Source organism: Parashewanella curva, assembly GCF_003675895.1.
Taxonomy (GTDB): domain Bacteria; phylum Pseudomonadota; class Gammaproteobacteria; order Enterobacterales; family Shewanellaceae; genus Parashewanella; species Parashewanella curva.
Window position 1 is genome coordinate 32833 of sequence record NZ_ML014779.1, and the last position, 23350, is coordinate 56182.

The following is a 23350-nucleotide window of genomic DNA, read 5'->3' on the forward strand; positions in this document are numbered from 1 at the left end:
ATTCACCAAATTGAGGAATGACTATGAACAAAACTATCGCTGCTGTGACAACAACAATATACCTAATTACAGGGTGCTGTAATGTTGCACAAGCAAAAACCAGCACCAATACTATCGCCCCAAATGTATCAGTCTTTGATTCTGCCATATACCGTGACTTATTTGGCACGCCCGAAATGCGATCTATTTTTTCCGATGAGAACCAAATAAAAAACTGGCTGCTATATGAGAGAGTCTTAGCAAGCGCTCAAGCCAAGTATGGGGTAATCCCCAAAGCAAATGCTCGTAAAATAGAGCAAGCTGCACAATTTAAAAATATTGATATAAACGCTTTGCGTGCAGGCACCAACAAAGTAGGAAGACCCATTAAAACCCTCATAAAGCTAGTGAATAAAAAAGGAGGACGAGCAGTTAGTAATTACTTGCACTGGGGTAGCACTACCCAAGACGTAATGGATACTGCAACCGTTTTAGAAATAAGAAATGCGCTCAAACTCCTCGATAAACAGCTCGCTGATGTTATCAAGCTTACCGCCCAATTATCGGAAAAATACAAACGCACAGTGATGGCTGCCAGAACCAATGGCCAACAAGCTACCCCAACCTCCTTCGGTTTTCGTATGGCCACTTATATGGTGGAGTTCTACCACCACAGACAACGAATTGCAGAATTATTACCTCGAGTATCCATTGGGCAATCTACTGGTGCGGTCGGTACATTAGCTGCAACTGGCCCCAAAGGGCTAAAAGTCGAAGCCGAAGTCAACAAACAGCTTAATTTAAACGTTCCAATAATTCCTTGGAACGCAAGTAGAGACCACTTTGCAGAAACCCTTGCAGTAGTTGGCCTAATAAATGGCACTCTCAGTCGTCTTGCTACTGACATTAATAACTGGTCCCGCATAGAAGTAGGTGAAGTTAAAGAAGGTGAAGGAGGCGCTAGTAGTACTATGCCTCAAAAGAAAAACCCAAGAGCATCAGAATTTATGAGTGGCCTTGCTCGTATGGCGAGAGTCAGAATGTCTGGAGCGCTAGAAATCACAGATCATGCAGATACACGAACTGGCTCTCCATGGATTGCAGAGTGGTCTCTTATCCCTGAAATGTTTTTGATCACATCAGAATCACTAAATAGAGCAGAAAGAATGTTCTCTAAGCTCAAGGTTTATCCAGAAAGAATGAAACAAAACCTAGAGTTATCCCAAGGCTACTCGATGTCGCAAGCAGTCATGCAATACTTAGCTGTAAAAATTGGTAGAGACAAAGCCTACAAAATGGTTAAGGCTGCGATAAAAAAAGCCAAACCCAATCAAACATTTCGACAAGTTATTTTATCCAACCCTACTCTCAAGAAGAGTATCGGCGACAATTTAGACCGATTACTGAACCCCGAAAACTATCTTGGTGCAGCACCAGAGATGGTGGATAGAGCCGTAAGGACAGTAAAAAAAGGAATTTGATTGCTTTTAACCAACTGACATAAGAAGTTTGTTATGACTATCAATAAAAAAATGCTAATGAGCATGGTTTGCATTGAGCTGCTAGCAAGTCATGTAGCCTTTGCTCATTCTAGAAATGATGAAACCAACCAATTAAAACAACGTATATCGAAACTTGAAAAGAGCGCAACAAAAATAAAAACCACGGGAGGTGGGTTACGAATATCCAATAAAAATTCTGGTTCAAGTTTTAAACTCAACGGCCGCTTTCACCTCGATTATGATAACTTTGACGGTGCCTATAATGGAATGAACCAAGGAAAACGTGCAAGTGATTTATTTATTCGGCGGGCTCGAATTGGCATATCTGGCAATATGAATCCTATCTGGAGTTACAAGTTCACACTTGCTTTTGGTGGTGGGAATCGCTCAGGAACCAACAGAGAAGATGGACGAATTCAAAATGCTATTTTGAGTTACAACGGCTTCAAAAAAATGGGAGGCCCTCAGGTTCAAGTCGGAAAAATCAAAGAGGACACGACTCTTGAAGCCACCACCAGCAGCAATTACATCACGACGATTTCTCGCTCAACCATAGTCAATGCTGTCTCTCCCTTCTTCAATTGGGGGCTACGAGTAAATCAAAATTTTAAACAATATGGTTTGCGATATGCCGTTGGTATGTATCAAGCGGCAGATGGTTCAAGCAACGGTCGCGAAGATGCTAATGGAAAAAACCTCTGGGCATTTACCGGCCGAGCTAACTTCGCACCAATCGCTACTAAAGATAAAGTGATTCATTTGGGTATTTGGGGGTCGTATAGAGACAATGGTGATGCCAAGTTTAGAAATCGTGCAAGAGGTGAAATCCGAAATACTAATATTCGATTACTGGATTCAAGAATGGGTGGGCAAGATGTTGCTGTTAAAAATATCACTGAAGGCGGGGTAGAATTTGCCGGCGTTTATGGACCATTTTCGCTTCAATCAGAATATATAAAACGCAATACAGATACCGTCGATTCAGCAGACTCTAAGCCAAACCTTTCAGGCTATTATGTCACTGGTAGCTATTTTATAACGGGTGAATCTCGATATTATGATCAAGCTAAAGGCGTATTTTCACAACCTAAAGGGATTCGTCATGCACTTGAAGCTTATGTCAGATTCAGTGATGCAGATAGCAAATTCGATAACGCTGAGCTGGATAATGAACCACAAGGGACTGAAGTGGAGGTGCTCACTTTAGGTATGAATTATTACGTTAATCCGCAAGTCAGGCTTATGTTTGACTATTTAGATACCAAAGTTTCTGGTAGTAGTGATGCGTTAGCGGCGTTGAGCAACTCACAGGATAAAGGAAAAGGTGTAGTTGCTCGAGTTCAGTACTTGTTTTAATAAAAAACAAATTATTCAATAGCAGCCAGAGTGATGTTTAACAGCCTGATGTTATCACTGAGACTTCTGGACTGTCTAAAGGAGCGCTCGGTACTCCCGTTTTGTATCTAATAAAACAGTTTGTACTTTCTGGTGATGTTGCAGGTGTTCCATTTGTGCCATCGCCAGATAACTCTCCAAAGCCGACAACAAAACCACTGCTACCATGAAACACTAAATCATGTGTGGTATTATTTGAGCCACTTCCGTATCCTGCGATATCTCTATCTAGAAGCCTCAGAATCCCTCTGCTCTCTTGATATGGATACTGATTAACAAAACTAACCTGAATACCATCAATATCCACACTGGCTATATACTGCTTTCCAATACCTTTCATCACAGCCTTTGCATGTGCCATTTCAGCTGCGCTCTTCATAGAAGCAGCTAGCCGCTCTATAGCAGCAATTCTTGCATCTCGTTTAAAATCCATAAACTTAGGCAGCGCAACAATACTTATGATTCCTACGATCACAATAACCATCACCAACTCTATAAGCGTGAATCCTTTTTCTGATCGGTTAACCGCAACTTTTAAGTCAAACATCATTCTTAATCCATTTTAGAAAATGCAAAGCCATAAGCTTGTTAGCTGGAATGATATAGAATATTTACTCCACACAAAAGTACAAAAGGAAAAATTCTTAATTTGTGATTTTAAAACACAGCTATTGAATATCGTGATAACGAGTCAAATTTTCATAAAAAGCAGACATTGCTTACATAAAATTCATCATTATTTTTAGCCATTTAGAATGTTTGATCTAAATCACAGCACAGTCATTTTGACCTTGTTAACTTAGTAGTCAGAAAAAGAGGCAATTCCATTTAGTTTTCGGTGAGAGATAAGCGGAATTGCATTTAAACATTAAATTTAAACTTTATAAAAGGAACGCATCATGGCTGCTAAATTTTTTATTCCTTCAGTCAATGTATTAGGTCAAGGCGCAGTAGATGACGCCATTGGTGATATTAAAACTCTAGGCTTCAAACGCGCACTTATTGTTACTGATAAGCCATTAGTTGAAATCGGTATTGCTGGCGGTTTAGTTGCTAAGCTTGCTGATGTAAGCATTGAGTCATTTATTTTTGATGGCACTCAACCTAACCCAACTGTAGGCAACGTTGAAGCAGGTTTAAAAATCCTAAAAGAAAATGACTGTGACTTTGTTATTTCTTTAGGTGGTGGTTCTCCACACGATTGCGCGAAAGGTATTGCTTTAGTTGCAACTAACGGTGGCAGCATTAAAGATTACGAAGGTGTTGATGTTTCTGCTCACCCACAACTGCCTCTTGTTGCAATCAACACTACTGCGGGCACTGCAAGTGAAATGACTCGTTTCTGCATCATCACAGATGAAGACCGTCACATCAAAATGGCTATCGTTGATAAGAACACCACGCCTATCTTATCTGTGAACGATCCTGAGCTAATGCTCAAAAAGCCAAAAGCACTAACTGCAGCTACTGGTATGGATGCATTAACTCACGCCATTGAAGCTTACGTGTCTATTGCGGCAAACCCAATTACTGATGCATGCGCGATTAAAGCGATTGAACTTATTCGTGACAATTTAGAAAATGCGGTTAAAGATGGTCAAAACATCGAAGCTCGTGAGCAAATGGCTTACGCTCAGTTCTTAGCAGGTATGGCATTCAACAATGCAAGCTTAGGCTATGTTCACGCAATGGCTCACCAACTTGGTGGTTTTTATGACCTTCCACATGGTGTTTGTAACGCGCTACTTCTACCACACGTACAAGAGTACAACGCACAAGTTGTTCCAGCTCGCTTAAAAGACGTAGCAATTGCGATGGGTGTTGATGCAGCTGAAATGAGTGACGAGCAAGGTGCTGCTGCTGGTATTGAGGCGATTAAAGCACTTTCAGCAAGAATTGATATTCCAGCTTCTTTGACTGAGTTGGGTGTTAAAGCAGAAGATATTCCGACATTAGCTGACAATGCGTTAAAAGATGCTTGTGGTTTCACCAACCCTAAACAAGCGACTCATGAAGAAATCTGTGCAATCTTCAAAAATGCACTTTAAATTCACCTAAAATCAGGTTGAATTAGATTCGTTAAACAGAGTCATTCTTAGATAAGGAATGGCTCTTTTGGTTTGCTGGATACCTAAACCAATTAAACTTTGTCTTGTTGCAGGAGTTAAATACCAGTCGAAAAGTGAACAAGGATCATAAAGTTCCGTACCCCTTAATGCATATACACTTGCTTCAATTTCTTTATGTGTAGCATCTACTATTTGTCTTTTAAAGTGTTTTACTAAGTCACTCTTCACCGTATCCGTTTGTCCTAACACTACACCTAAAATTAGATAATAATTTACATTATCAACAGAAAGTTCCATGCCGCAAATCTTATCGACGTATTCAAACAAAAAGTATTGCGCACTAGCGATAGCTCTCAATTCAATACAAGTCACAAAAAAGGCATTGATAAAATGCCAACATGGTATTTTTATAGCATTGTTGATTAAGTGGTCGGTAAGGGCGTTAACAGCTAAACCCGCCCCACTCAATGAACATGCTCGCAAATACAGTCGCGAAGTAGTCAATGATGGTGACAATTTCTTGTAAGCTAATACTTCCAGTATTCTCCTGATTTGTTCAGACTTACATTCAGATATAGCCAACCTATGTAAATATTCATTACAGCACTCAATGGTAATGCTGAACCCCCATCTATTGGAGGCCTTTGTGAGTATATCTTCCAAGGTTGTGGAGTATTTGGCTAAATATAAAATGATTACACAAAAACCACGGTTAGTTAGCATCAAAGCTTGATTTTGTATTAACTTTTGAACTGCATTATAGGCAGAAATATATTCAGTGCCGCACCTAGTGATAAGGTTATGAATTAAATCTTGAAACTGATCTTGCTTATCTTGGTTAGTTTGCAGTTCAAATAAAATACCTTGATTCAAGACAATTCTATCTGCCAATGTGTTTAATATTTTACATGTTGCTTGCGCGGATAAATCTCTATCTTTAATTAAAGGTAGTATTTTTAGAACATCCCCATTTAACAGCATTTTATGCGTTAAGAAACCATAAAATGCTGAATACCCCTTAAACCTCTCTATCTGAACCAGCCTATTATTTAGCTTTCCTGCAATTATGTCATCCATCCAACTTGAGATTTTATTGGCCATGTAAGCAAACTTAGGAGTCAAATTATTATCATCAACCATAGCGTAATGCTCATTAAGCCAACCGTCTCCTATTTCATAGGGTGCGCAAATTAAACAAGCTAAAAAAGCTTCATAAAACCCTCGAAGTCTGTTTAAGCCCCAATTTGTAGCCATACTTTCTAACTGTATGATGCCGTCAAAGCATTCACTCTCTATGCATATTTTAAAAAAGGATCTACAGATATTAAGGGAGGGTTTTATTTTTAACTCCGGACAAATTTCAAATATGATTTGTTTTAGATCTGTATAATATTGTCTAACTTTCCCTTGTTCTTCCCCCTTATAATCAGAAAACACTTTCATAATTTCAAAAACAATTCTTCTTAATTCCTTAAGCGATGTTGTTGCTGGCAGATACTCATCTTGCAAATATAAACTCGCAAGCCGACTAACCCCTTCAGGCACCTTTAACAAAGCTGGTTTATACCCATTTTCAAATGTCGATCTGTCAAACCATTGTGATAAAGGAGATGCAACTCGCGGAGAAAGTGTATGCTCTGAAAGGTCTGGAAAATATTGATATTCACACATACCGAGCATCGTAGTTTGGTGATAATTAGCTGCAATTTCGTCTGAGGGTGAGGGGAAGCCTTCCATTGGATAGGATATAGCAGGTAAGCTTTCACTATAAGGAGATACTGAGAAAATAGGAAACTGACTGCTCACTGCATCTTGCTCGTAAATTATTTTGTGTAATTTCATTACAAAACAATTATAAAAGCAAAATACAATGAATCCTTATTCAGCTGATAGTCAAATCGGCAGTCCCATAAACATCGTTTTCAGCAGTTTTATTAGCTTATTCTCGATAAATTGTAGATTTTCGTCTCACTTTGAACACTTACTCAGCAATCAAACATTCTTTTATTAAAAAGAACTTGCGAGCCTGAACTCTCCGCTATATGATTACGCCCGCTTCCACAGAGCAGCTTTGAAAACAAAGTTGTATCTAGTGAAAGAAGCCCGAATAGCTCAGTTGGTAGAGCAGAGGATTGAAAATCCTCGTGTCCCTGGTTCGATTCCGGGTTCGGGCACCATTTTTATTTAGAGAATGTGCCGACATAGCTCAGTTGGTAGAGCAACTGACTTGTAATCAGTAGGTCCCGAGTTCGACTCTTGGTGTCGGCACCATTCCTCTCCTTATTAAAAAGGAGAACAGATAAACAATTTAGTTTATATCACTGCCCGAATAGCTCAGTTGGTAGAGCAGAGGATTGAAAATCCTCGTGTCCCTGGTTCGATTCCGGGTTCGGGCACCATCTTTATTTCTTTACTCAATTTCAAGATTAATCATTATTAACTACTTATTTTTATTAAGCTTGTAGTATCTGAACGTTACTTACCTAAAGAGCTTGTATAGGAAAATCATACTCCTTTAACTTTACCGCCAGAAAATCAAAATGGGATGGTTTTATTAAGTGACCGTCAGGTAGCACAAAAAGAAATAACACATATTGTTGGACCAATACTCAGACTCATAAACAGATTTATAACGGAGAGATAAAGGATATGATTGGAATTAAGACTTAAAGCAACAATCAAAGATCCCACCTTTAATTGCTGCTTTAAGACAAACTAATGCAATTTTAACTTAGGTCTTTGCCAACGCAGCAGTTTTTGCGCCATTCGATAAATAAGTGCTGAAAAATAGCCAAATAGACTCGAAAGATGCCGCTGATATAACGACATATACATTAAGCGTGCAACATGACCTTCAACAAAAAATTGCCCAGATCTTAAATTCCCCATTAAATTACCAACCGCTGAAAAACGGCTTAATGATACTAATGAGCCATAGTCTCGATATTCAAAGGCTTTTTCGGCACGACGACCACTAAACTTACCAACAAAGTTTTTATAAAGTTGATGTGCCATTTGATCAGCAGCTTGTGCTCGAGGTGGAGCAAATTTCCCTTCTTCTAGTTCAAGTTCAACACAATCACCGATGGCATAAACATTCTCTACGTCTTTCACTCGCATGAACTCATCAACTTGAATTTGATTGCGCTTTGTTATTGGTAATTGCGTGAAGTTTTTACACACTTCAGGCCCTTGAACACCTGCCGCCCATACTTTGATATCAGAAGGGATCAAGTTGTCATCATGAGTGATAAAGCCTTCTTTAGTTACTTCTTTGACATGAACGCCTATGTGGAGTTTAACGCCTATCCGATCTAAAAGAGATTGCGCTCTAGCACTGATTCTCTCGGGTAGTTGTGGCAAAATTTTAGGGGAAGCTTCGATTAGATGAACATCTAAATGACCGTCTGATACATTTTGGTAGCCGAACTCGTTTACAGTGTCGATAACATGAAATAATTCGGCAGCAAGCTCAACCCCTGTTGCCCCCGCTCCCACAATACCTATTCCGAGTTTTTTATCTTCCGATTCACTCAACTGCAATAAAGCATCTAGTAACTTCTGATGAAATAACTCAGCGTTATGTAAGTTATCAAGCAAAATACAGTTATCCAGTGCTCCGGGGGTTCCAAAGGTATTAGATACACTACCTAAAGCAAAAACCAGATAATCATAAGACACCTCTCGTTCTGCTAATAACAGCTCTCCGTCCTCAGCAAAAACAGGGGCAAGTTGCAGTTTATTAGCCTCAACATCACACCCTGTCACCTCGCCTCGCATAAAACGGTAACCGTTCTTGAGTCCATGATCTCGATATAACAAACCATCCAATGATCGATCTACGGCACCAACTGCAACTTCGTGTAACTTGGGTTTCCAGATATGGATAGGGCTTTTATCAATAAGACAGATATCAAGCTTTTTCCGTTTACCCAATTTTCGTCCTAACTTGGATGCCAACGCTAAACCACCAGCACCACCGCCAACAATCACCATTCGTTTCACTGTCATATTTGCCTCTTTTGGTAAATTGGTCTGACCTACCTTTGAGATTAATCTAACTTATCAAAAAAAGTTAAGCAGTGTAAGGATAATAGAAAAATTCGATCAGCGATGAAAAATAGAGAGTAAAACGCTAGACGCAGTTATATTAGGCGTTGCAACAAAACAAACCGACATATTTAGAATGAATAGTGAATAAAAAATAATGAAAGCGAAAGCTTAATCTTGGATACAAGTTTACATAAATATCAATTGCGTAAAGGATAAAGAAAGAGAGATGCAACCTACCCAGATAGGTATAGATAGGCAGCGATAAAAACTATTAAACAGCGTCGTCGTTTTCTTCACCTGTACGAATACGAATAACACGTTCAATATCAGTCACAAAAATCTTTCCGTCACCAATTTTTCCGGTATGAGCTGTTTCGACGATGGTTTCGACTGCTTGATCAAGTAGTTCATCTTGTACCACTATGTCGATTTTTACTTTAGGTAAAAAATCGACCATATATTCAGCACCTCGATAGAGTTCTGTATGGCCTTTTTGGCGACCAAAGCCTTTTACTTCTTGAACCGTCATCCCTGTAATACCAACTTCTGCCAGTGCTTCCCTGACATCATCAAGCTTAAATGGCTTAATGATAGCTTCAACTCTTTTCATCGAAAAACTCTCCAGTCTCGAACATTTTAGACGATTCTAACTCGTAATATTGATACAGGTACAGATCACTCTTTTCATCCTTTACGCAAAAGGTTAAAATTCATACAAACCTAACATCAAGGATGATGCTGTGAAATACACACAAGGAGTAACCTTAGTTGAGTTAATTATCACTATTGCTATTGCAGCAATTCTTCTTGCTGTTGGAGTTCTCTCGCTTCGAAGCTTATATGAAGGAACTCGAGCTAACAGTAACATCGAACGTATCCAAAATACTTTTCACTTTGCCCGAAATCAGGCCATATCTTTAGGACGAAGGGTAAAAATCTGCCCTTCAGATGGTGATACTTGTACCAATAACTGGATACAAGGAGCCATTGTTTTTACTGATGATAATGGCAACCTCAAAAAAGATGGCGATGAAGTGATACTCAACCGCATCCCAGCATTCGATGACTCAGACCATATTAAAAGCCCGCATTCATCTTATACATTTTCAGCAACGGGTTTTCTAGCAAGTCGAGCAGGAAGTTTAACTTATTGCCCAAGTAAGATTGACCATGAAGCATCACAAAAAATACGCATAAATTTTAATGGGAGAATTAGACGAGATCCTAAACGCGTCGACTGTAAATAACCTTTGTTGAGTATTATCAACAGAGGTTATAAGGCATTAATTTTTCATCAAGTTCTGGTTTTAATAGTAATAAACTGAATATACTTGTAGTACTTGTAGTTTGGTTAGTAAGTATATCAACAATGAAAATAAACGGATTTACCCTAGTTGAAATGATGATCACCATTGCTGTAGCCGCGATTTTATTAACGGTTGGTGTTCCTTCTTTAACCTCTTTTTATCAACAAGTTCGAGCCGAGCAAAACATTAAACAAATTCAATCACTATTAGCTTACGCTCGTAATCAAGCCACCAGTTATCAACGTTCGATTACCATCTGCCCTAAATCAAACTCGACGAGTTCTACTTGCGGTAATGACTGGCATGAAGGAATGGTCGTATATGCCACAATGGGTCTATCTGGAACTGGTGGTACAGGTAGCTCACCCACTCAGAAAACTTTACGGCAGTTATCTAAATTTGATGATGGAGACAGCATCAATTTCAAATATACCTCTATAACATTTAGTTCCGAAGGGCAGATTTCGTCTTTTGGCGAAGATGAAGATTCTGCCGACATGGTTTATTGCCCTGATAACAAAGTCTCTTTAGCTAAAGGTATAACAATTTATGCTAGTGGAAGTAATCAACTCACAGAGACAAGTCTAAACTGCACTACTCCCAAAAACTAAGTGGATTAGAAGTAAGTCAGCGAAAAGGGTATACTCTTTGCTCTCGTTGTAAAGTCTACCTAACCCAAACGGAGCTTTTTTTGACTGCTAGCTACATCCCGCTTGAACGCTATAAACGAAAGTGGATTTTTAATAATCATGAAATCCCTGTTTCTGAGCAAGAAAAACAACTCATTAAGCCCCTAACTGAAAAGAGCTCGATGGAACTATGGAATCGCTTTATCAGTAACAAAAGCAACCATTCAGAACAATTTACTAAAGGGGACTGGGGAGCACGTAGCAATAGCTGGAAAAAGGCTGATACTTGGCAAACAGCATGGGATAGCCAAGACAATAATTTACCTCTGTTAATCGCTGAAGATATAAATTGGCCAGATGAAACTTGCGTTTATTTTGCTTACGACAAATACAATTTAATTGAAACAAATTGGCTGACTTTCAAAAACAACTGGAAGTGTTTTTTGTTTTTTGATGACGGCCCATTATTGTTTTCGACTGAACAGAAGCAAGTAATATGGTTTCACCAAAGTGGAGAGTTTCAGGTGGGGCACAGAGGCTAATCTTCCTCGATTGAATGTTGTACTATTTTGCTAACAGCATAAAATGAATTATCTCTAATAAACCTTAACCTTTTGAGGTCACTATGAAAATCGTAAAACTTATTCTTCCACTTGCTCTGTTAGCAGGAACATTCCAGCTTCAAGCAAAAACCATTGAAGGTGTTAATGTTCCTGAGCAATCAGTTATTGCCGACCTGAACATGGCGTTAAAAGGCGCTGGTGTTCGAAGCAAGTTCTTTTTTGATTTATATGTCGGTAGTCTTTACCTCCCTAGTGATCAGCCGAAGTATTCAGATGCTTTCAAACAAGGTTCTGTTGCTATTCGTTTGAACATTATCTCAGATATGATCACTCAAGAAAAAATGCAGGATGCAATAGCTGAAGGATTTGAAGACGCAACTGACGGTAAAGTGGCTCCGATCAAAGCACAAATTGATAAATTTATGTCTCTCTTTGATTCTGGTATTAAGGTAGGCGATCAATTTACTTTTGTGTCAAATAAAGGCCAAGATGTTGTTGCTTTTAAGAATGGTAAACAATTAGCTGATATTCAAAACCAAGCATTTACAAAAGCGTTATTTGATATCTGGCTGGGTGATAAACCAGCTCAACGTAGCTTAAAAAAGAAAATGCTTGGTAAATAAAGGCTTAATTGCCTATGTAAGTTTCATTTGTTGAATGTATTCGTGGGCAATTTCTGGGGTCGTACAGTTTGGTTTTTGGTGCCTATCGGCTTTTAAGTGACCTTTTCTGTGTTTGAGGGCGGCGTCTAATTTTTTTGCCGCCTCAGCAATGGCTGGGTACATGACGTCATCTTTACCAGAAGCAGAAATTGCTGCGCCTTCGTAATTCGTTCTAATTTCTACTTCGTACTCTCCATGTTCTTTGGAAATGATCATATCAAGTGAAATAAGACTAGGAAAATGATTGGAAATTTTGGAAAACTTTTCGTTTACGTGTTCTCTTACCGAATCGGTAACATCAACGTGGTGACCGGATAGATTTATTTTCATAGAGTTTCCTTCTTGCGGGGGGATGTAGTCTTTGACCCCATCGTTGATACGAACGTTCGTTATATCATTGAGTTTATCTCGGTAATGTGATCTTGATCGACTAGTAATACCATTCATATCAATTAATCATCCCTGAGAACAAAACTCAGGGCTGAAGTTAATATCTTTAGAACGCAGGCTTTTTATGTGGATTCGAATCAATGACACTTTGAACTAACCCTGGTCCAGGAAAATCTGCAACAATGATTCCAGCATAACTGGGGTTATTGTCCAATAAATACTGCTTTGTAAGTTCATTTGTGCCTTCAAAAGCAATTGAGCAAATAGTCACAATAAACCATGCGCAATTTACTCTAGGGAAATCCAAATCGTCATTTTGCCAACCGGGTGTGGTTTTACCCGTCATCAATAACGGCGCACCATTTTGTGGAGAGGAGTGCCCACTAGCGACAAAGTACGCAAAGCTTCCACCATAACCGGTTAAATAATTAATGATCCCCGTTTGTTTTTTATCCTTAGCTGCAATCAGCTTATCTTTCACCAACTCCCATCGATGGTACAAATCCCAATTGGTATTCATATGAAAATCAGGCTGAACATTAAAGTCACGAATGCTGAACTCAATCGAATCCAGCGTGGGATCTGGGCGATTATTGATTAAGACCACCTTCCCTCTAACGTCACCAAGTGTTGGATTATCCGAATCCTTAGCCCAAACAACATCAGAGTTTTGATTCACGGCTTCTAGCAATTCATCGTTATAACTTTTGCTATTGTATGCATCGCCAAGCTCACCAGCATCAAGCTTGAGTAATATGGTCTCTGAGGGGTGATGTTGTAGAAAACCTCTAAAACTGGAAAGCATATCTTGCAATGTATATTCATACGGTAGCTTCTGTCCGTGGGGAATAAGAATGTCATCATTAACCCTCATTATATTGGGGGACAATGGAAAACGGTAATATGATAATAGGTGAGTAGTTTTACACTGATTTGAATGACAATCTTCGTCATTTTTAACAACTTGATAAGCAAAAGAACCGCCTTGCATATTTGAAGGACCTCCAACGGCAATGGTGTCATTAACCAATTGAGCCTGTACTTCAATAAATCTTATTCCCCCATTTAACTGCTCAGGAGTATGTAAAACTTGATAAGAATGTTCTATGTCCTTTACTGGGACATCTGAATGATGAGTCCCTGGTATCGACATCTCTTTCAACGGAGTGTCATCGGGTATATTCTTCATCCAATCAGTATTCGTTGGAAGTGTCCCATTGTCAGCGTTATAGCCATCACCCCACTCTGCAGCCGTTACTTTAGTAGCCACAAGTACACATAAAGCTGATGCAAGCAAAAAATTGACTGTTTTTCATGACTATTACCTCGCCTTAGTTCATGTGCGGCTAGAGGTAACAAATAAAGACTTAATCAATACTGAACATAAACAACAAGAAATGAGTAGGGAAACAAGGTAATCTGATTAAATAGGGACGTATTCAGACACAAAGGGGGACTGTGTTAACGTTTGTTTATTTGACAATCTGTAACGTCAGTTTATATCAGGGATAATCGTCACGCTGCGCAGACTCTGCCTATAAATAAGATGACTGAGTATATCGCTGTAAAACAAACCATGAACAATTAACACTTTTTAATATTGATATAAAAAATTCAACCAATATATACTCGTGATACTTGAAGATGCAACTTTCAGGGCTTGTTCAGCGTTGCATTATTCTAGGCGTGAAAGTGAAGAACTAGTGGGCTAATTTAAGCTTTCACAACAAAGAAGAATCAATGCTGAAAAGCCCACGTAGTGCGAGTTTAATTGTCATTTATACTGCGTTACTTTCCCTTGAAATAGAAACGAAGTAACGACAGTTTTGTTTGTCGGTAATAACCATTACTACAGGAAAGTGCCTTGCCTAAATGGCAATTAATTCTCGCTGAAATCCTGCATCTTCAGGTATCACGAGTATAGAACTAATTTTCACAACCAAGATGTTATTTACCTCAGGAACATCAATCATGACGTTTAAGATATCAATTGACTGGCAACAACAAAAATCAGACCAAGGTGAATTTAGTCGAGAGCATAAAATTGAATTTGGCAGTGGTCAGATTGTAAATGCCTCTTCTGCTCCAGAGTACAAAGGTAACCCTGAAATGGTCAATCCAGAAGAAAGTCTCCTCGCCGCACTATCTTCTTGTCACATGCTGACGTTTCTCTCCATTGCACATTTAAAGCGACTGCCGGTAAAAAGTTATCGTGATAATGCTCAAGCAATATTAGGAAAACTAGAAACAGGCAAGCTTGCGGTAACTGAAATGATATTAGAGCCAGAAGTTACTTTTGTTGATGGCATTGAAGTCAGCGAAGAGATCTTACAGAAGATGCATGATAAAGCCCATGCAAACTGTTTTATCGCTAACAGCATAAACAGTAAAGTGACGGTGAACGTTTGATTTTATATTAGGTTACAACGTCGTACCTGCGAAGGCAGGTACTCAGTGACTTGTTATAACAAAAGCTAAAGACACTTAACCGACTGGCTTCAACCACAATGAATACTGTGTATCTCTAGCAAAACCATTACTTCTTCAAATATTGCCCTTTCGCATCAAACGGCCAATCAATGCCTAACCAAGCTTTTAAGAACGCCTTTTGCGCTTTGGTTGGCTTTTCTACGGCTTTGATTTGTACTTTGCCTTCAGGTTTAGAACTCAACTTAACCTCAAAGTGTTGCAGTTTGTCATCTTTAAATGCGGTCACTTCGATACTGTCACCCACTTTAAAGTCTTCCAAACGTTTATTAAACCCTGAAGCCGTAACTTTTAACCCATTGATAGCCACAATTTGATCGCCTGCACCAATACCTGCATTCCAAGCTGGGCTACCTTCCGATACTCTTGCAAGCTTCAAACTATCCGATGACAAACTCATCCCTGAATACACTTTGTCTTTACCAAATTTCAGCTTCAAACCAGCATTGGCTAGTAACGATTTAAAATCTAAAGTCGAAGGTTCGCTGATATGCGACTTCCACCAACCTTCATAAGACTTACCCGTTAATCCTTTAATGATGTGCTTCACATCATCATTGGTGTAGCCTTTTGGTAGTTTATAGTTTCTATAAAGTTCTCTATGTACATCGCGATAGCTATGTTTCAGCTTAGTATCATTCAACATTGACATATCTAATGCCAAAGATGCCATGTAGCCTTCAGAGTAGATATTTACACTGTTATTATGAGCATAATCACCGCCTGTCGAAGTCCACTCATTGGCACTCGATTCTGCTACCGATTGAACCTGCTTACCCGGCTTATTGATATTTGAATTGATGCGTTTTGCTAAGTCAGCGAAATATTCTTTTGGCGTCATCACACCCGCAGTCAACAATAGTTGATTTTGGAAATAACTGGTTGAGCCTTCAGCTAGCCAAAGTAACTCTGTCAGTTTGGGGTGCTGGTAATCATAATTCGCAATTTCAGCTGGACGGTAAGCTTTCACATTCCAAGTATGAATAAACTCATGAGATGCAGTACTAATAAAACGTAAGTAGTCTTTACGCTCCCTAAACATAAATCGAGGTAACTGAATAATGGTCGAGTTTAAATGCTCAGTTGCCCCTCTTGCACCACTTGTAGCGTGAACCATATAAACGTATCGCTTAAATGGGTAGTTATCCCACCAACGGTGAGCTTGCCCACTGATCTTTTTAAGATCAGCAACAATTTGGTCGATGTTGTAGTTACCTTCTCCCCAAATGACCAACTCATAATTTCTTCCATCGGCTTTAAAGCTGCGGTGATGGCTTATCCCTGTTTCAATTGGTGAATCAACTAAAACATCATAGTTAGGAGCAACAAAGCTATTCTTACTTTCAGACTCTAATCCTGAATAGCTCTTCCATTTTTTAGGTACTTTCAACTCAATATTAAGTTCTTCATTTCTAAATATTGGGCTATACATAAACACGGCACTAGCGTCGAGATAAGCATGTGTACTGCTAATATGTCGTGTACGTGTACCTAACTCATTGGCATATAGGTTATAGCTTACTGTTACTTTACTAGGCTTATTCAGCTGTACTTGCCAAGAACCGGTCTCTGTTCGAGTCCAATCTAACGTCTTACCTTTAGCATCTTTTGCAACAAAGTTACGAACGCCATCAGCCGTTGGCAAAACTTTGTACTTGCCTGTACGCCATACAGGAAGATTCACAGTAAGTTCGTCAGAGCTTACTTTCGGAAAAGCCACTTCCACTTTTGCCATATGATGCTCAGGCTGAGTTAAATCTATGGTGTAAGTTACTTGGGAGAATACTGGAGCTGAAAATAGCAGAGAAACGGGAAGCCAAAACTTGTTGCCGATATTCACAAATCTATCCTTATTATTTTTAGCAAACTAATCTAGTCGCGAGTATACCAATCTTGATTCAAATTCAATAACCAGAATCACAGTTCAGAGTAAATTAAACTGGATAGACATAAAAAATTTTAAGAATGATACATATTATCAACATTTTTCATCAACAAAGATTGACCCAAATATTCATTTCGATACCATTAGAGTCAGGTCTTTTTTATATTATTTGTAATGATATTTTAACTAAGTCATCATAAAACTTGTGACAAAGGTAACAAACTCTCATTTATAATAATTAGGAAATTTGACAACCAGATAAGACCTACGAAAATGAATCATTTTATTCACACTCACCGTCCCCGAGTATGATTTTTTAGTAGCCTTTTAGAAGGGAAGCAGAGTATGAAGGATACTGCAGTACAAATTACGACTCACGAACTAAAGCAACAACTTTTAGACTGCAAATCAGAATTAAAAGCAGTTCTTCAAGATAGAGATGATAAATTCAAGCGTCTGTTAAATTTTATCTCTGATCTCAGTATTGTCAGCAAAGGTCAAAACTTTGAGCTTGATAATAAGTTGGCTAAATTACGTCGACAATTACTCAAATTTGAAGATATAGGCAACTATCAGCAAGATATCAATGATATCGAACGAACATTACAAACCCAGCACCGTCAGTTAACCTCGAGCCTTGATGAAAGCCGTCATGGTTTAATGACAGTTGCTAGCCAATTGCTGCGCGTTAAGTCTTTACCCGAGAAAAATAAACGTGAACTCATTCATTTCAAAAATGAAATCAAAAACCCATTTCATACGGTATGGGAATATTTACCTAAAATTGAGCTTCTTATTAAACATTATGAAAAGGTGTTAGAGCTACAGTTTAAACAAGACTCTGAGTTCGAGATTGAAGAACAGCACGTTGCGCTTGCTCGTGAACTATTCAGTATCATTGACGATTTAGAGTTTAAGCCTGAGCAACGTGATAAAGTAAACACCATTCAAGCCGTTTTAGCCAATAAAATCGACTATGATGAACTGCTCACTGCTTATCATGTTATTTTGAGTTTAGTGGTTGATAATTTACTGCGTGAAAAAAGTTCAGCTCAAGAGTTTTTAACCATTTTAAACCAAACACTTTCGACCGTCGGTGACATAACCAGCACTGTGAAAGTGCAAAGCGATAAATGCCATTCGATCCATCAAGAGCTGAATCAAGCAGCGAGTAATCACATTGCTAATGTTGGAGTATCACTATCTATCACTCACGATATTGATGAGTTAAAACAACAGATCCGCACCCAACTTAGCGAGTTACAAACGGTACTCACTCAAAAACAAAAAGTCGAACTAAGGGATAAGCAGCAACTCCAACATTCATTGGACTCAATGTGCAAAGAGCTAAGCCAATTGACTGACGAAGTGTCTTTATATAAAGACAAATTGCAAGAGCAGCAAAAACTTAACTTGCTCGACCCGCTTACTCAATTGCCAAACCGCACCGCACTCGAGGAAAAGCTAAACATCGAATATCAAAAAGTAAAGCGACAACAATCCGATCTCTGGATCGCCGTTGCTGATATCGATCATTTTAAAGTCATTAATGATAACTTCGGCCACAGCACAGGCGATAAAGCCTTACAAGTGATTGCCAAAGCCATTAAAAGTTCACTAAGAGACAGTGAATTTGTTGCCCGCTATGGAGGTGAAGAGTTTGTTTTAATTTTACCTGATATTAGCAATGACAATATCAAGCCGCTATTATCAAGAGTGAAAGATAGAATAAAAAGCATCCCATTTAAATTTAAGGGGCAACCTATCACTGTCACGCTTTCAATCGGAGCGGCAAAAGTTGCTTCTGGAGAAGATATAGATAGCACCTTTAACAGAGCCGATTCAGCACTGTATCAATCCAAAGAACAAGGTCGAGATAAAGTCATCATTGATATCTAGGGCGTGCCCTAGTTTGAGAGATTAGTTTACGCTCGGCCATCAAGCACATAACCGTTACTTGGAGGAAATATGAGAAAATACATCAGTCCCCGAGGTAGTATGGAGCTAATGTCTCAGTTTGAGGTCAAACGACTCAAGCACAGTGCGTCTAGTGAGTTATATCAATTATTCAGACGCTGCTCATTAGCGGTTTTGTGCGCGGGTTTACAATCGGACAGTGATGAAAGCCTGTTTTCTCTGCATCAAGATTTTGATATCCATGTTATTCAACAGGCTCGTGGCGTAAAACTAGAGCTTGTGAACCCACCAGCCAAAGCTTTTGTTGATGGAAAAATCATCGCTGGTACTCAAGAATTGTTATTCAGTGTGCTGAGAGATATCGTCTACCTGAGTAACAAATACGACAATATAAAAAACTTAGACCTGAATAAACCGTTTCACATAACTAATGTAGTGTTTGATATTTTGCGTAATGCTCATGTCATTGCCAAAAGACATTCACCTAATATTGTTATATGTTGGGGTGGTCATAGCATTAAGCAGCACGAATACCTTTATACCAAAGACGTTGGCTATCAAATGGGGCTTAGAGGTCTAGATATTTGCACCGGCTGTGGTCCCGGAGCTATGAAAGGCCCAATGAAAGGTGCTGCTATTGGGCATGCAAAACAACGAAATTATCAAGCTCGTTATATTGGTTTAACTGAGCCAAGTATTATAGCCTCTGAACCTCCAAATCAAATCGTCAACGAATTAGTTATCCTTCCAGATATCGAAAAACGTCTAGAAGCTTTTATTCGATTAGGACATGGCGTAGTCATATTCCCAGGAGGAGCCGGTACAGCTGAAGAATTACTTTATTTGTTAGGTATTTTACTCGCACCCAAAAACAAAAATAATCCAATGCCTGTAGTGTTAACAGGACCAAAAGAATCAGCCGATTACTTTACGGAAATTGATAAATTTATTGGACGCACTTTAGGCGCGGAAGCTCAAAGCAAATATAAAATTGTTATTGATAATCCCAAAGAAGTGGCTCAATTAATGGCTAAAGGTATGGCCGAAATTAAACAGTATCGACGTTCAACAGGTGACTCCTATCACTTTGCTTGGGAGCTGCATATTGACGGCCAATTTCAGCAGCCTTTTAATCCTAACCACAAAAATGTCAGTGAACTTTTACTCGACTTTAATATGGAAAAGTCCGAGCTTGCGGCTAACTTAAGACGAGCCTTTTCCGCCGTTGTGGCAGGAAACGTAAAAGGTGAAACCATTCAACTTATAAAAGAACATGGACCATTTCATATCAATGGAGACAAAAAATTAATGGCGATGATGGACAAACTGCTTTCAGCGTTTGTAGTTCAAGGGCGGATGAAGCTGCCAGGAAGTAAATACATACCTTGCTATCAGGTGAACAAATGAATCGTTTACTGATAATAGACGCGCTTAATTTGATCCGCCGTATGCATGCTACTCAACCGGATGAGTCAGATATGGATGCCTTAACTTTGAGGTTAGTATCAGCAACTCAAAAGCTCATTAGCTTTCATAGCCCGACTCATCTGGTGTTTGTTTGGGAGGGTAGCAAAGAGTCTTGGAGAAAAGAGCTTTACCAAGACTATAAAAAAGGTCGTAAACCCATGCCTGAGGCTTTAAATCAAGGCCTCAAGCAAATAAAAACTGAGTTTGATGAAAGAGGTTGGTTCAGCCTTACCGCTGAATCAGAAGCGGATGACGCGATAGCCACCCTTGCCACTAAGTTAGCCGAACATGGTGGAGAGGCCATTATTGTCTCAACCGACGCTGGCTTTACTCAGCTATTGCACCCGAGCATAAAGCAATGGGATCACTACGCTCAGCAGTATTTTGATGTTAAAAAGCTAGAGCAAAAATATGGAGTGGAACAAAACCAATTTTTAGAGTTTTGGGCGCTAGCGGGCTCCAGTGGTAACAAAATTCCTGGTATTACAGGTATTGGCCCTAAATCGGCTGCTGAACTATTAAAAACGTTTAGAAGTATCGCTAATATCTACATCTCTCTAAATACACTTGGAGAAAAACAAGCTAAAAAACTGGCAGAAGGGAAAGAGATGGCGAGAATAAGTTATAAGCTTTCAAAAATGGTTACAAACTCACCATTGAAAGCTCGCTTAAGTGACTTTAGAATAAATTAATCAACAAAAAGAATACGGAAATCACAATGAAATCTAAAGTACCTATCATTATCGGCATTGGTTTTGCGGTTTATACTGTCTTTGTTGCTATTGCCGTGACCAATTATGAACCCACAATAGCTGATATGGATTGGGAAGACAGACAAGCTCACAATCAAGGTGCACTGACGCAATTAAGTCTCGGCCAACATATTGAAACGGTGAGAAGCAAATTAGGTGCAGCTGATTTTAGTGAAGCTAAAACCAGTGATGATAAGAAAATGCTAGTACTGTTTTACCGTACTCATCATGGCAAATCTGACGGTAAAACCACCAAAGATGAGTGTACACCATTACTCTTTGTCGATGATCATCTTGTAGCTTGGGGGCCCGATACTTACAAACAATATCTTGATGCCAAGTTAACAATTTAAATAAAACTATTTGAGCGCTGGTATAAAATAATATACAACTGCAGTTATCCTTTGATTTGTATGAACTAACAAGATGTATTGGATAGTTACCAAGTATTTGATCACGGCTGCAGTCATTGTTGCTGTTTCTGAAATTGCTAAGCGCAGCGATAAACTCGGCGCCCTCACCGCAGCGCTACCAATGGTTACGATTTTAGCTCTCATTTGGATGTATATTGAAGGCCAAAGTACCGAAAAACTTGATAACCATGCTTGGTATACCTTCTGGTACGTTGTACCCACCCTACCTATGTTTTTAGCGTTTCCATATCTTCATGCCCGTTTTAGCTTTTGGGTAACATTGGGAATATGTGCCCTTATTTCAGTTATCTGCTTTTGGGGCTTTTCAGCTTTTGCAAAGTTGTTTGGTGTTAACTTGTTATAAGCTGCATAATTCGGAGCAATCCGGACACTGAATTCGGCATTATCCGGACACCTGTTTCGGGATAATCCGGACATTGAATTCGGTATTATCCGGACGATTTTTGTTCAAGTCCGGAATCGCTGTCCGGATCATCCCGAAATCCCTGTTTTTCTCTTTTTAAATCAATGGATAACTATCCTTAACCCTGTTTATTCATGGCTTAAGGAAACGTTAATGTCTAAGAAGAGAACGACGATGAACAAAGTTAGAGAAATATTACGGTTAAAATTTGATTGTCAGCTTTCACTTAGAAACATAGGTACATGTCTCAAAGTGGGAAGATCAACGATCTCAGAAATCCTCAGCCGCTTTAAACTTAGCGAATTAGGTTGGCCATTACCTGACGGTATCTCAGATCAGGAACTATCAAAAGCCCTATATCACACCAAAGTCCCTTCTAGTGACAAAGTGATGCCAGACTTTGCAAAATGCACACAAGAACTTAAGCGTAAAGGGATGACCAAGCGCTTACTGTGGGAAGAGTATCACAGTGAATTTCAGCAACAAGCCTATGGTTACACACAATTTTGTGAGCACTATATCAGGTGGCAGAAGTCTCAAAAGCGCAGCATGAGGCAGATCCATATCGCTGGTGAGAAACTGTTTATCGATTACTGCGGACCAACAGTTCCTGTCGTCAACCCTGACACCGGAGAAATCAGAGATGCTCAGATCTTTGTAGCAACCTTCGGTGCTTCCAATTATACCTACGTAGAAGCTTCTCCTAGCCAGAAGCAAGAACACTGGCTCCAAGCCCACGTTAATGCCTTTGAACACTTTGGTGGCGTACCTCATTTACTGGTGCCCGATAATCTAAAGTCTGCTGTGATCAAACCTTGTCGCTACGAACCTAAGCTTAATGAAAGTTATCACAAGCTGGCTAACCACTATGGAACAGCGGTAATACCAACAAGGCCTTACAAGCCAAAGGATAAAGCGAAAGTCGAGAACGCTGTGCTTGTTGTTGAACGTTGGATATTAATGCGGATCAGGTATCAGACTTTCCATACCTTTGCTGAGCTTAACCTGACAATCAAAGACCTGATGAAAGATCTTAATCTCAGAGTAATGCGACAAGTTGGCGCCACCCGTTTAGAGTTGTTTGAAAAGTTGGATAAACCTGCACTTAAGCCACTGCCTTCAGAGCCTTACTATCATGTAGAAACGAAGCGTGCCAAGGTCTGCCCTGACTATCACATCCTGTACCAAAAGCATTATTACTCAGTGCCACATCACTTAGTTGGTCAGCATGTTGAACTTGAAGCCTCATCAAAGATCGTGAGGATTTATCATCAAAATGTGCTTGTCGCACAACATCCCACCAGTTCTGTTATTGGTAAAAAAAGCACGATTGACGAGCACATGCCTGAAGCTCATCAATACCAAAATTACAAATGGACACCAGAAAGAATAATGAGTTGGGGCAATGCCATCGGTACAAGTGCCGAAAATGTAGTGCAACAACTCATGCTTAAAA

General features: G+C 39.3%; 21 protein-coding genes and 3 tRNA genes. 17 read left to right on the top strand and 7 right to left on the bottom strand.

Annotation, left to right across the window (positions count from 1 at the left end; all coding sequences use genetic code 11):
* Positions 1-23 precede the first annotated feature (23 nt).
* Positions 24-1460 carry a class-II fumarase/aspartase family protein gene (locus tag D5018_RS11230; protein ID WP_165905045.1) on the top strand — a complete coding sequence of 479 codons (1437 nt, stop codon included), beginning with the start codon at positions 24-26 and terminating at the stop codon, positions 1458-1460.
* A 33-nt stretch (positions 1461-1493) separates the two neighbouring features.
* Entirely contained in the window at positions 1494-2837 is a 1344-nt protein-coding gene (locus D5018_RS11235) for an OprO/OprP family phosphate-selective porin (RefSeq protein WP_121839103.1), read from the top strand.
* A 37-nt stretch (positions 2838-2874) separates the two neighbouring features.
* On the opposite strand, the gene D5018_RS11240 is transcribed toward D5018_RS11235, so the two are convergent.
* Positions 2875-3426, bottom strand: coding sequence for a prepilin-type N-terminal cleavage/methylation domain-containing protein (locus tag D5018_RS11240; protein WP_121839104.1), 552 nt, complete (start codon positions 3424-3426; stop codon positions 2875-2877).
* Positions 3427-3775: 349 nt separating this feature from the next.
* Here D5018_RS11240 and yiaY point away from each other — a divergent pair, with 349 nt between their 5' ends.
* A complete protein-coding gene (gene yiaY / locus D5018_RS11245; protein WP_121839105.1) occupies positions 3776-4924 on the top strand; it encodes an L-threonine dehydrogenase in 1149 nt (382 codons plus the stop codon).
* A 12-nt stretch (positions 4925-4936) separates the two neighbouring features.
* Here the strand turns inward: yiaY and D5018_RS11250 are convergent, their stop codons facing one another.
* Positions 4937-6787, bottom strand: a complete 1851-nt coding sequence (locus D5018_RS11250) for a hypothetical protein (protein WP_121839106.1) — start codon at positions 6785-6787, stop codon at positions 4937-4939.
* 259 nt (positions 6788-7046) lie between these two features.
* Between D5018_RS11250 and D5018_RS11255 the strand changes: the two genes are divergently transcribed.
* The 3 genes from D5018_RS11255 to D5018_RS11265 all read left to right on the top strand — a co-directional run bounded on the left by D5018_RS11255 (position 7047) and on the right by D5018_RS11265 (position 7344).
* Positions 7047-7122, top strand: a tRNA-Phe gene (locus tag D5018_RS11255).
* Between the two features lie 18 nt (positions 7123-7140).
* Positions 7141-7216: transfer RNA gene (locus tag D5018_RS11260), tRNA-Thr, on the top strand.
* Between the two features lie 52 nt (positions 7217-7268).
* Positions 7269-7344: transfer RNA gene (locus D5018_RS11265), tRNA-Phe, on the top strand.
* Positions 7345-7660: 316 nt separating this feature from the next.
* On the opposite strand, the gene D5018_RS11270 is transcribed toward D5018_RS11265, so the two are convergent.
* Positions 7661-8956, bottom strand: a complete 1296-nt coding sequence (locus D5018_RS11270; protein ID WP_121839107.1) for an NAD(P)/FAD-dependent oxidoreductase — start codon at positions 8954-8956, stop codon at positions 7661-7663.
* Positions 8957-9269: 313 nt separating this feature from the next.
* A complete protein-coding gene (glnB, locus tag D5018_RS11275) occupies positions 9270-9608 on the bottom strand; it encodes a nitrogen regulatory protein P-II (RefSeq protein WP_121839108.1) in 339 nt (112 codons plus the stop codon).
* 130 nt (positions 9609-9738) lie between these two features.
* Here glnB and D5018_RS11280 point away from each other — a divergent pair, with 130 nt between their 5' ends.
* The 4 genes from D5018_RS11280 (at position 9739) to D5018_RS11295 (ending at position 12120) form a co-directional block, all read left to right on the top strand.
* Entirely contained in the window at positions 9739-10245 is a 507-nt protein-coding gene (locus tag D5018_RS11280) for a GspH/FimT family pseudopilin (RefSeq protein ID WP_121839109.1), read from the top strand.
* Positions 10246-10367: 122 nt separating this feature from the next.
* Complete coding sequence (locus D5018_RS11285) at positions 10368-10916, top strand: GspH/FimT family pseudopilin (RefSeq protein WP_121839121.1); 549 nt, start codon at positions 10368-10370, stop codon at positions 10914-10916.
* Between the two features lie 80 nt (positions 10917-10996).
* Entirely contained in the window at positions 10997-11476 is a 480-nt protein-coding gene (locus tag D5018_RS11290; RefSeq protein ID WP_121839110.1) for a DUF2947 domain-containing protein, read from the top strand.
* Between the two features lie 83 nt (positions 11477-11559).
* Positions 11560-12120, top strand: coding sequence for a chalcone isomerase family protein (locus D5018_RS11295; protein ID WP_121839111.1), 561 nt, complete (start codon positions 11560-11562; stop codon positions 12118-12120).
* A 12-nt stretch (positions 12121-12132) separates the two neighbouring features.
* Here D5018_RS11295 and hpf read toward each other — a convergent pair whose 3' ends face one another.
* Together hpf and D5018_RS11305 are read right to left on the bottom strand one after the other, a co-directional pair.
* A complete protein-coding gene (gene hpf, locus D5018_RS11300) occupies positions 12133-12489 on the bottom strand; it encodes a ribosome hibernation-promoting factor, HPF/YfiA family (RefSeq protein ID WP_121839112.1) in 357 nt (118 codons plus the stop codon).
* 166 nt (positions 12490-12655) lie between these two features.
* The gene (locus D5018_RS11305; protein WP_133309279.1) at positions 12656-13819 is read right to left on the bottom strand and encodes a PI-PLC domain-containing protein; all 1164 of its coding nucleotides are present in this window, start codon (positions 13817-13819) and stop codon (positions 12656-12658) included.
* Positions 13820-14520: 701 nt separating this feature from the next.
* Between D5018_RS11305 and D5018_RS11310 the strand changes: the two genes are divergently transcribed.
* A complete protein-coding gene (locus D5018_RS11310; protein ID WP_121839114.1) occupies positions 14521-14958 on the top strand; it encodes an OsmC family protein in 438 nt (145 codons plus the stop codon).
* A gap of 127 nt (positions 14959-15085) precedes the next feature.
* Here the strand turns inward: D5018_RS11310 and D5018_RS11315 are convergent, their stop codons facing one another.
* Positions 15086-16876 (bottom strand): M61 family metallopeptidase, encoded by a 1791-nt coding sequence (locus D5018_RS11315; protein WP_243637426.1) that lies wholly within the window; start codon positions 16874-16876, stop codon positions 15086-15088.
* 390 nt (positions 16877-17266) lie between these two features.
* On the opposite strand from D5018_RS11315, the gene D5018_RS11320 reads away from it, so the two are divergent.
* The 6 genes from D5018_RS11320 to istA form a co-directional block, all read left to right on the top strand.
* Positions 17267-18820 (top strand): GGDEF domain-containing protein, encoded by a 1554-nt coding sequence (locus D5018_RS11320; RefSeq protein ID WP_121839115.1) that lies wholly within the window; start codon positions 17267-17269, stop codon positions 18818-18820.
* A 69-nt stretch (positions 18821-18889) separates the two neighbouring features.
* A complete protein-coding gene (gene ppnN, locus D5018_RS11325) occupies positions 18890-20245 on the top strand; it encodes a nucleotide 5'-monophosphate nucleosidase PpnN (RefSeq protein ID WP_121839116.1) in 1356 nt (451 codons plus the stop codon).
* Positions 20242-20997: a flap endonuclease Xni gene (gene xni, locus D5018_RS11330; RefSeq protein WP_121839117.1), complete on the top strand. Its 756-nt coding sequence runs from the start codon at positions 20242-20244 to the stop codon at positions 20995-20997. The genes ppnN and xni overlap by 4 nt, the downstream gene beginning before the upstream one ends.
* 26 nt (positions 20998-21023) lie before the next feature.
* The gene (locus D5018_RS11335; RefSeq protein WP_121839118.1) at positions 21024-21410 is read left to right on the top strand and encodes a DUF3192 domain-containing protein; all 387 of its coding nucleotides are present in this window, start codon (positions 21024-21026) and stop codon (positions 21408-21410) included.
* Between the two features lie 73 nt (positions 21411-21483).
* Positions 21484-21834, top strand: coding sequence for a DUF3147 family protein (locus D5018_RS11340; RefSeq protein ID WP_121839119.1), 351 nt, complete (start codon positions 21484-21486; stop codon positions 21832-21834).
* A 213-nt stretch (positions 21835-22047) separates the two neighbouring features.
* The coding region (istA, locus tag D5018_RS11345) for an IS21 family transposase (RefSeq protein WP_133309280.1) at positions 22048-23350 on the top strand (1303 nt) is incomplete at its 3' end.

Coding starts and splice junctions, on each gene's coding strand:
- D5018_RS11230 (WP_165905045.1), top strand. CDS start 24: ATGAACAAAACTATCGCTGCTGTGACAACAACAATATACCTAATTACA.
- D5018_RS11235 (WP_121839103.1), top strand. CDS start 1,494: ATGACTATCAATAAAAAAATGCTAATGAGCATGGTTTGCATTGAGCTG.
- D5018_RS11240 (WP_121839104.1), bottom strand. CDS start 3,426: ATGATGTTTGACTTAAAAGTTGCGGTTAACCGATCAGAAAAAGGATTC.
- yiaY (WP_121839105.1), top strand. CDS start 3,776: ATGGCTGCTAAATTTTTTATTCCTTCAGTCAATGTATTAGGTCAAGGC.
- D5018_RS11250 (WP_121839106.1), bottom strand. CDS start 6,787: ATGAAATTACACAAAATAATTTACGAGCAAGATGCAGTGAGCAGTCAG.
- D5018_RS11270 (WP_121839107.1), bottom strand. CDS start 8,956: ATGACAGTGAAACGAATGGTGATTGTTGGCGGTGGTGCTGGTGGTTTA.
- glnB (WP_121839108.1), bottom strand. CDS start 9,608: ATGAAAAGAGTTGAAGCTATCATTAAGCCATTTAAGCTTGATGATGTC.
- D5018_RS11285 (WP_121839121.1), top strand. CDS start 10,368: ATGAAAATAAACGGATTTACCCTAGTTGAAATGATGATCACCATTGCT.
- D5018_RS11295 (WP_121839111.1), top strand. CDS start 11,560: ATGAAAATCGTAAAACTTATTCTTCCACTTGCTCTGTTAGCAGGAACA.
- hpf (WP_121839112.1), bottom strand. CDS start 12,489: ATGAAAATAAATCTATCCGGTCACCACGTTGATGTTACCGATTCGGTA.
- D5018_RS11310 (WP_121839114.1), top strand. CDS start 14,521: ATGACGTTTAAGATATCAATTGACTGGCAACAACAAAAATCAGACCAA.
- D5018_RS11320 (WP_121839115.1), top strand. CDS start 17,267: ATGAAGGATACTGCAGTACAAATTACGACTCACGAACTAAAGCAACAA.
- ppnN (WP_121839116.1), top strand. CDS start 18,890: ATGAGAAAATACATCAGTCCCCGAGGTAGTATGGAGCTAATGTCTCAG.
- xni (WP_121839117.1), top strand. CDS start 20,242: ATGAATCGTTTACTGATAATAGACGCGCTTAATTTGATCCGCCGTATG.
- D5018_RS11335 (WP_121839118.1), top strand. CDS start 21,024: ATGAAATCTAAAGTACCTATCATTATCGGCATTGGTTTTGCGGTTTAT.
- D5018_RS11340 (WP_121839119.1), top strand. CDS start 21,484: ATGTATTGGATAGTTACCAAGTATTTGATCACGGCTGCAGTCATTGTT.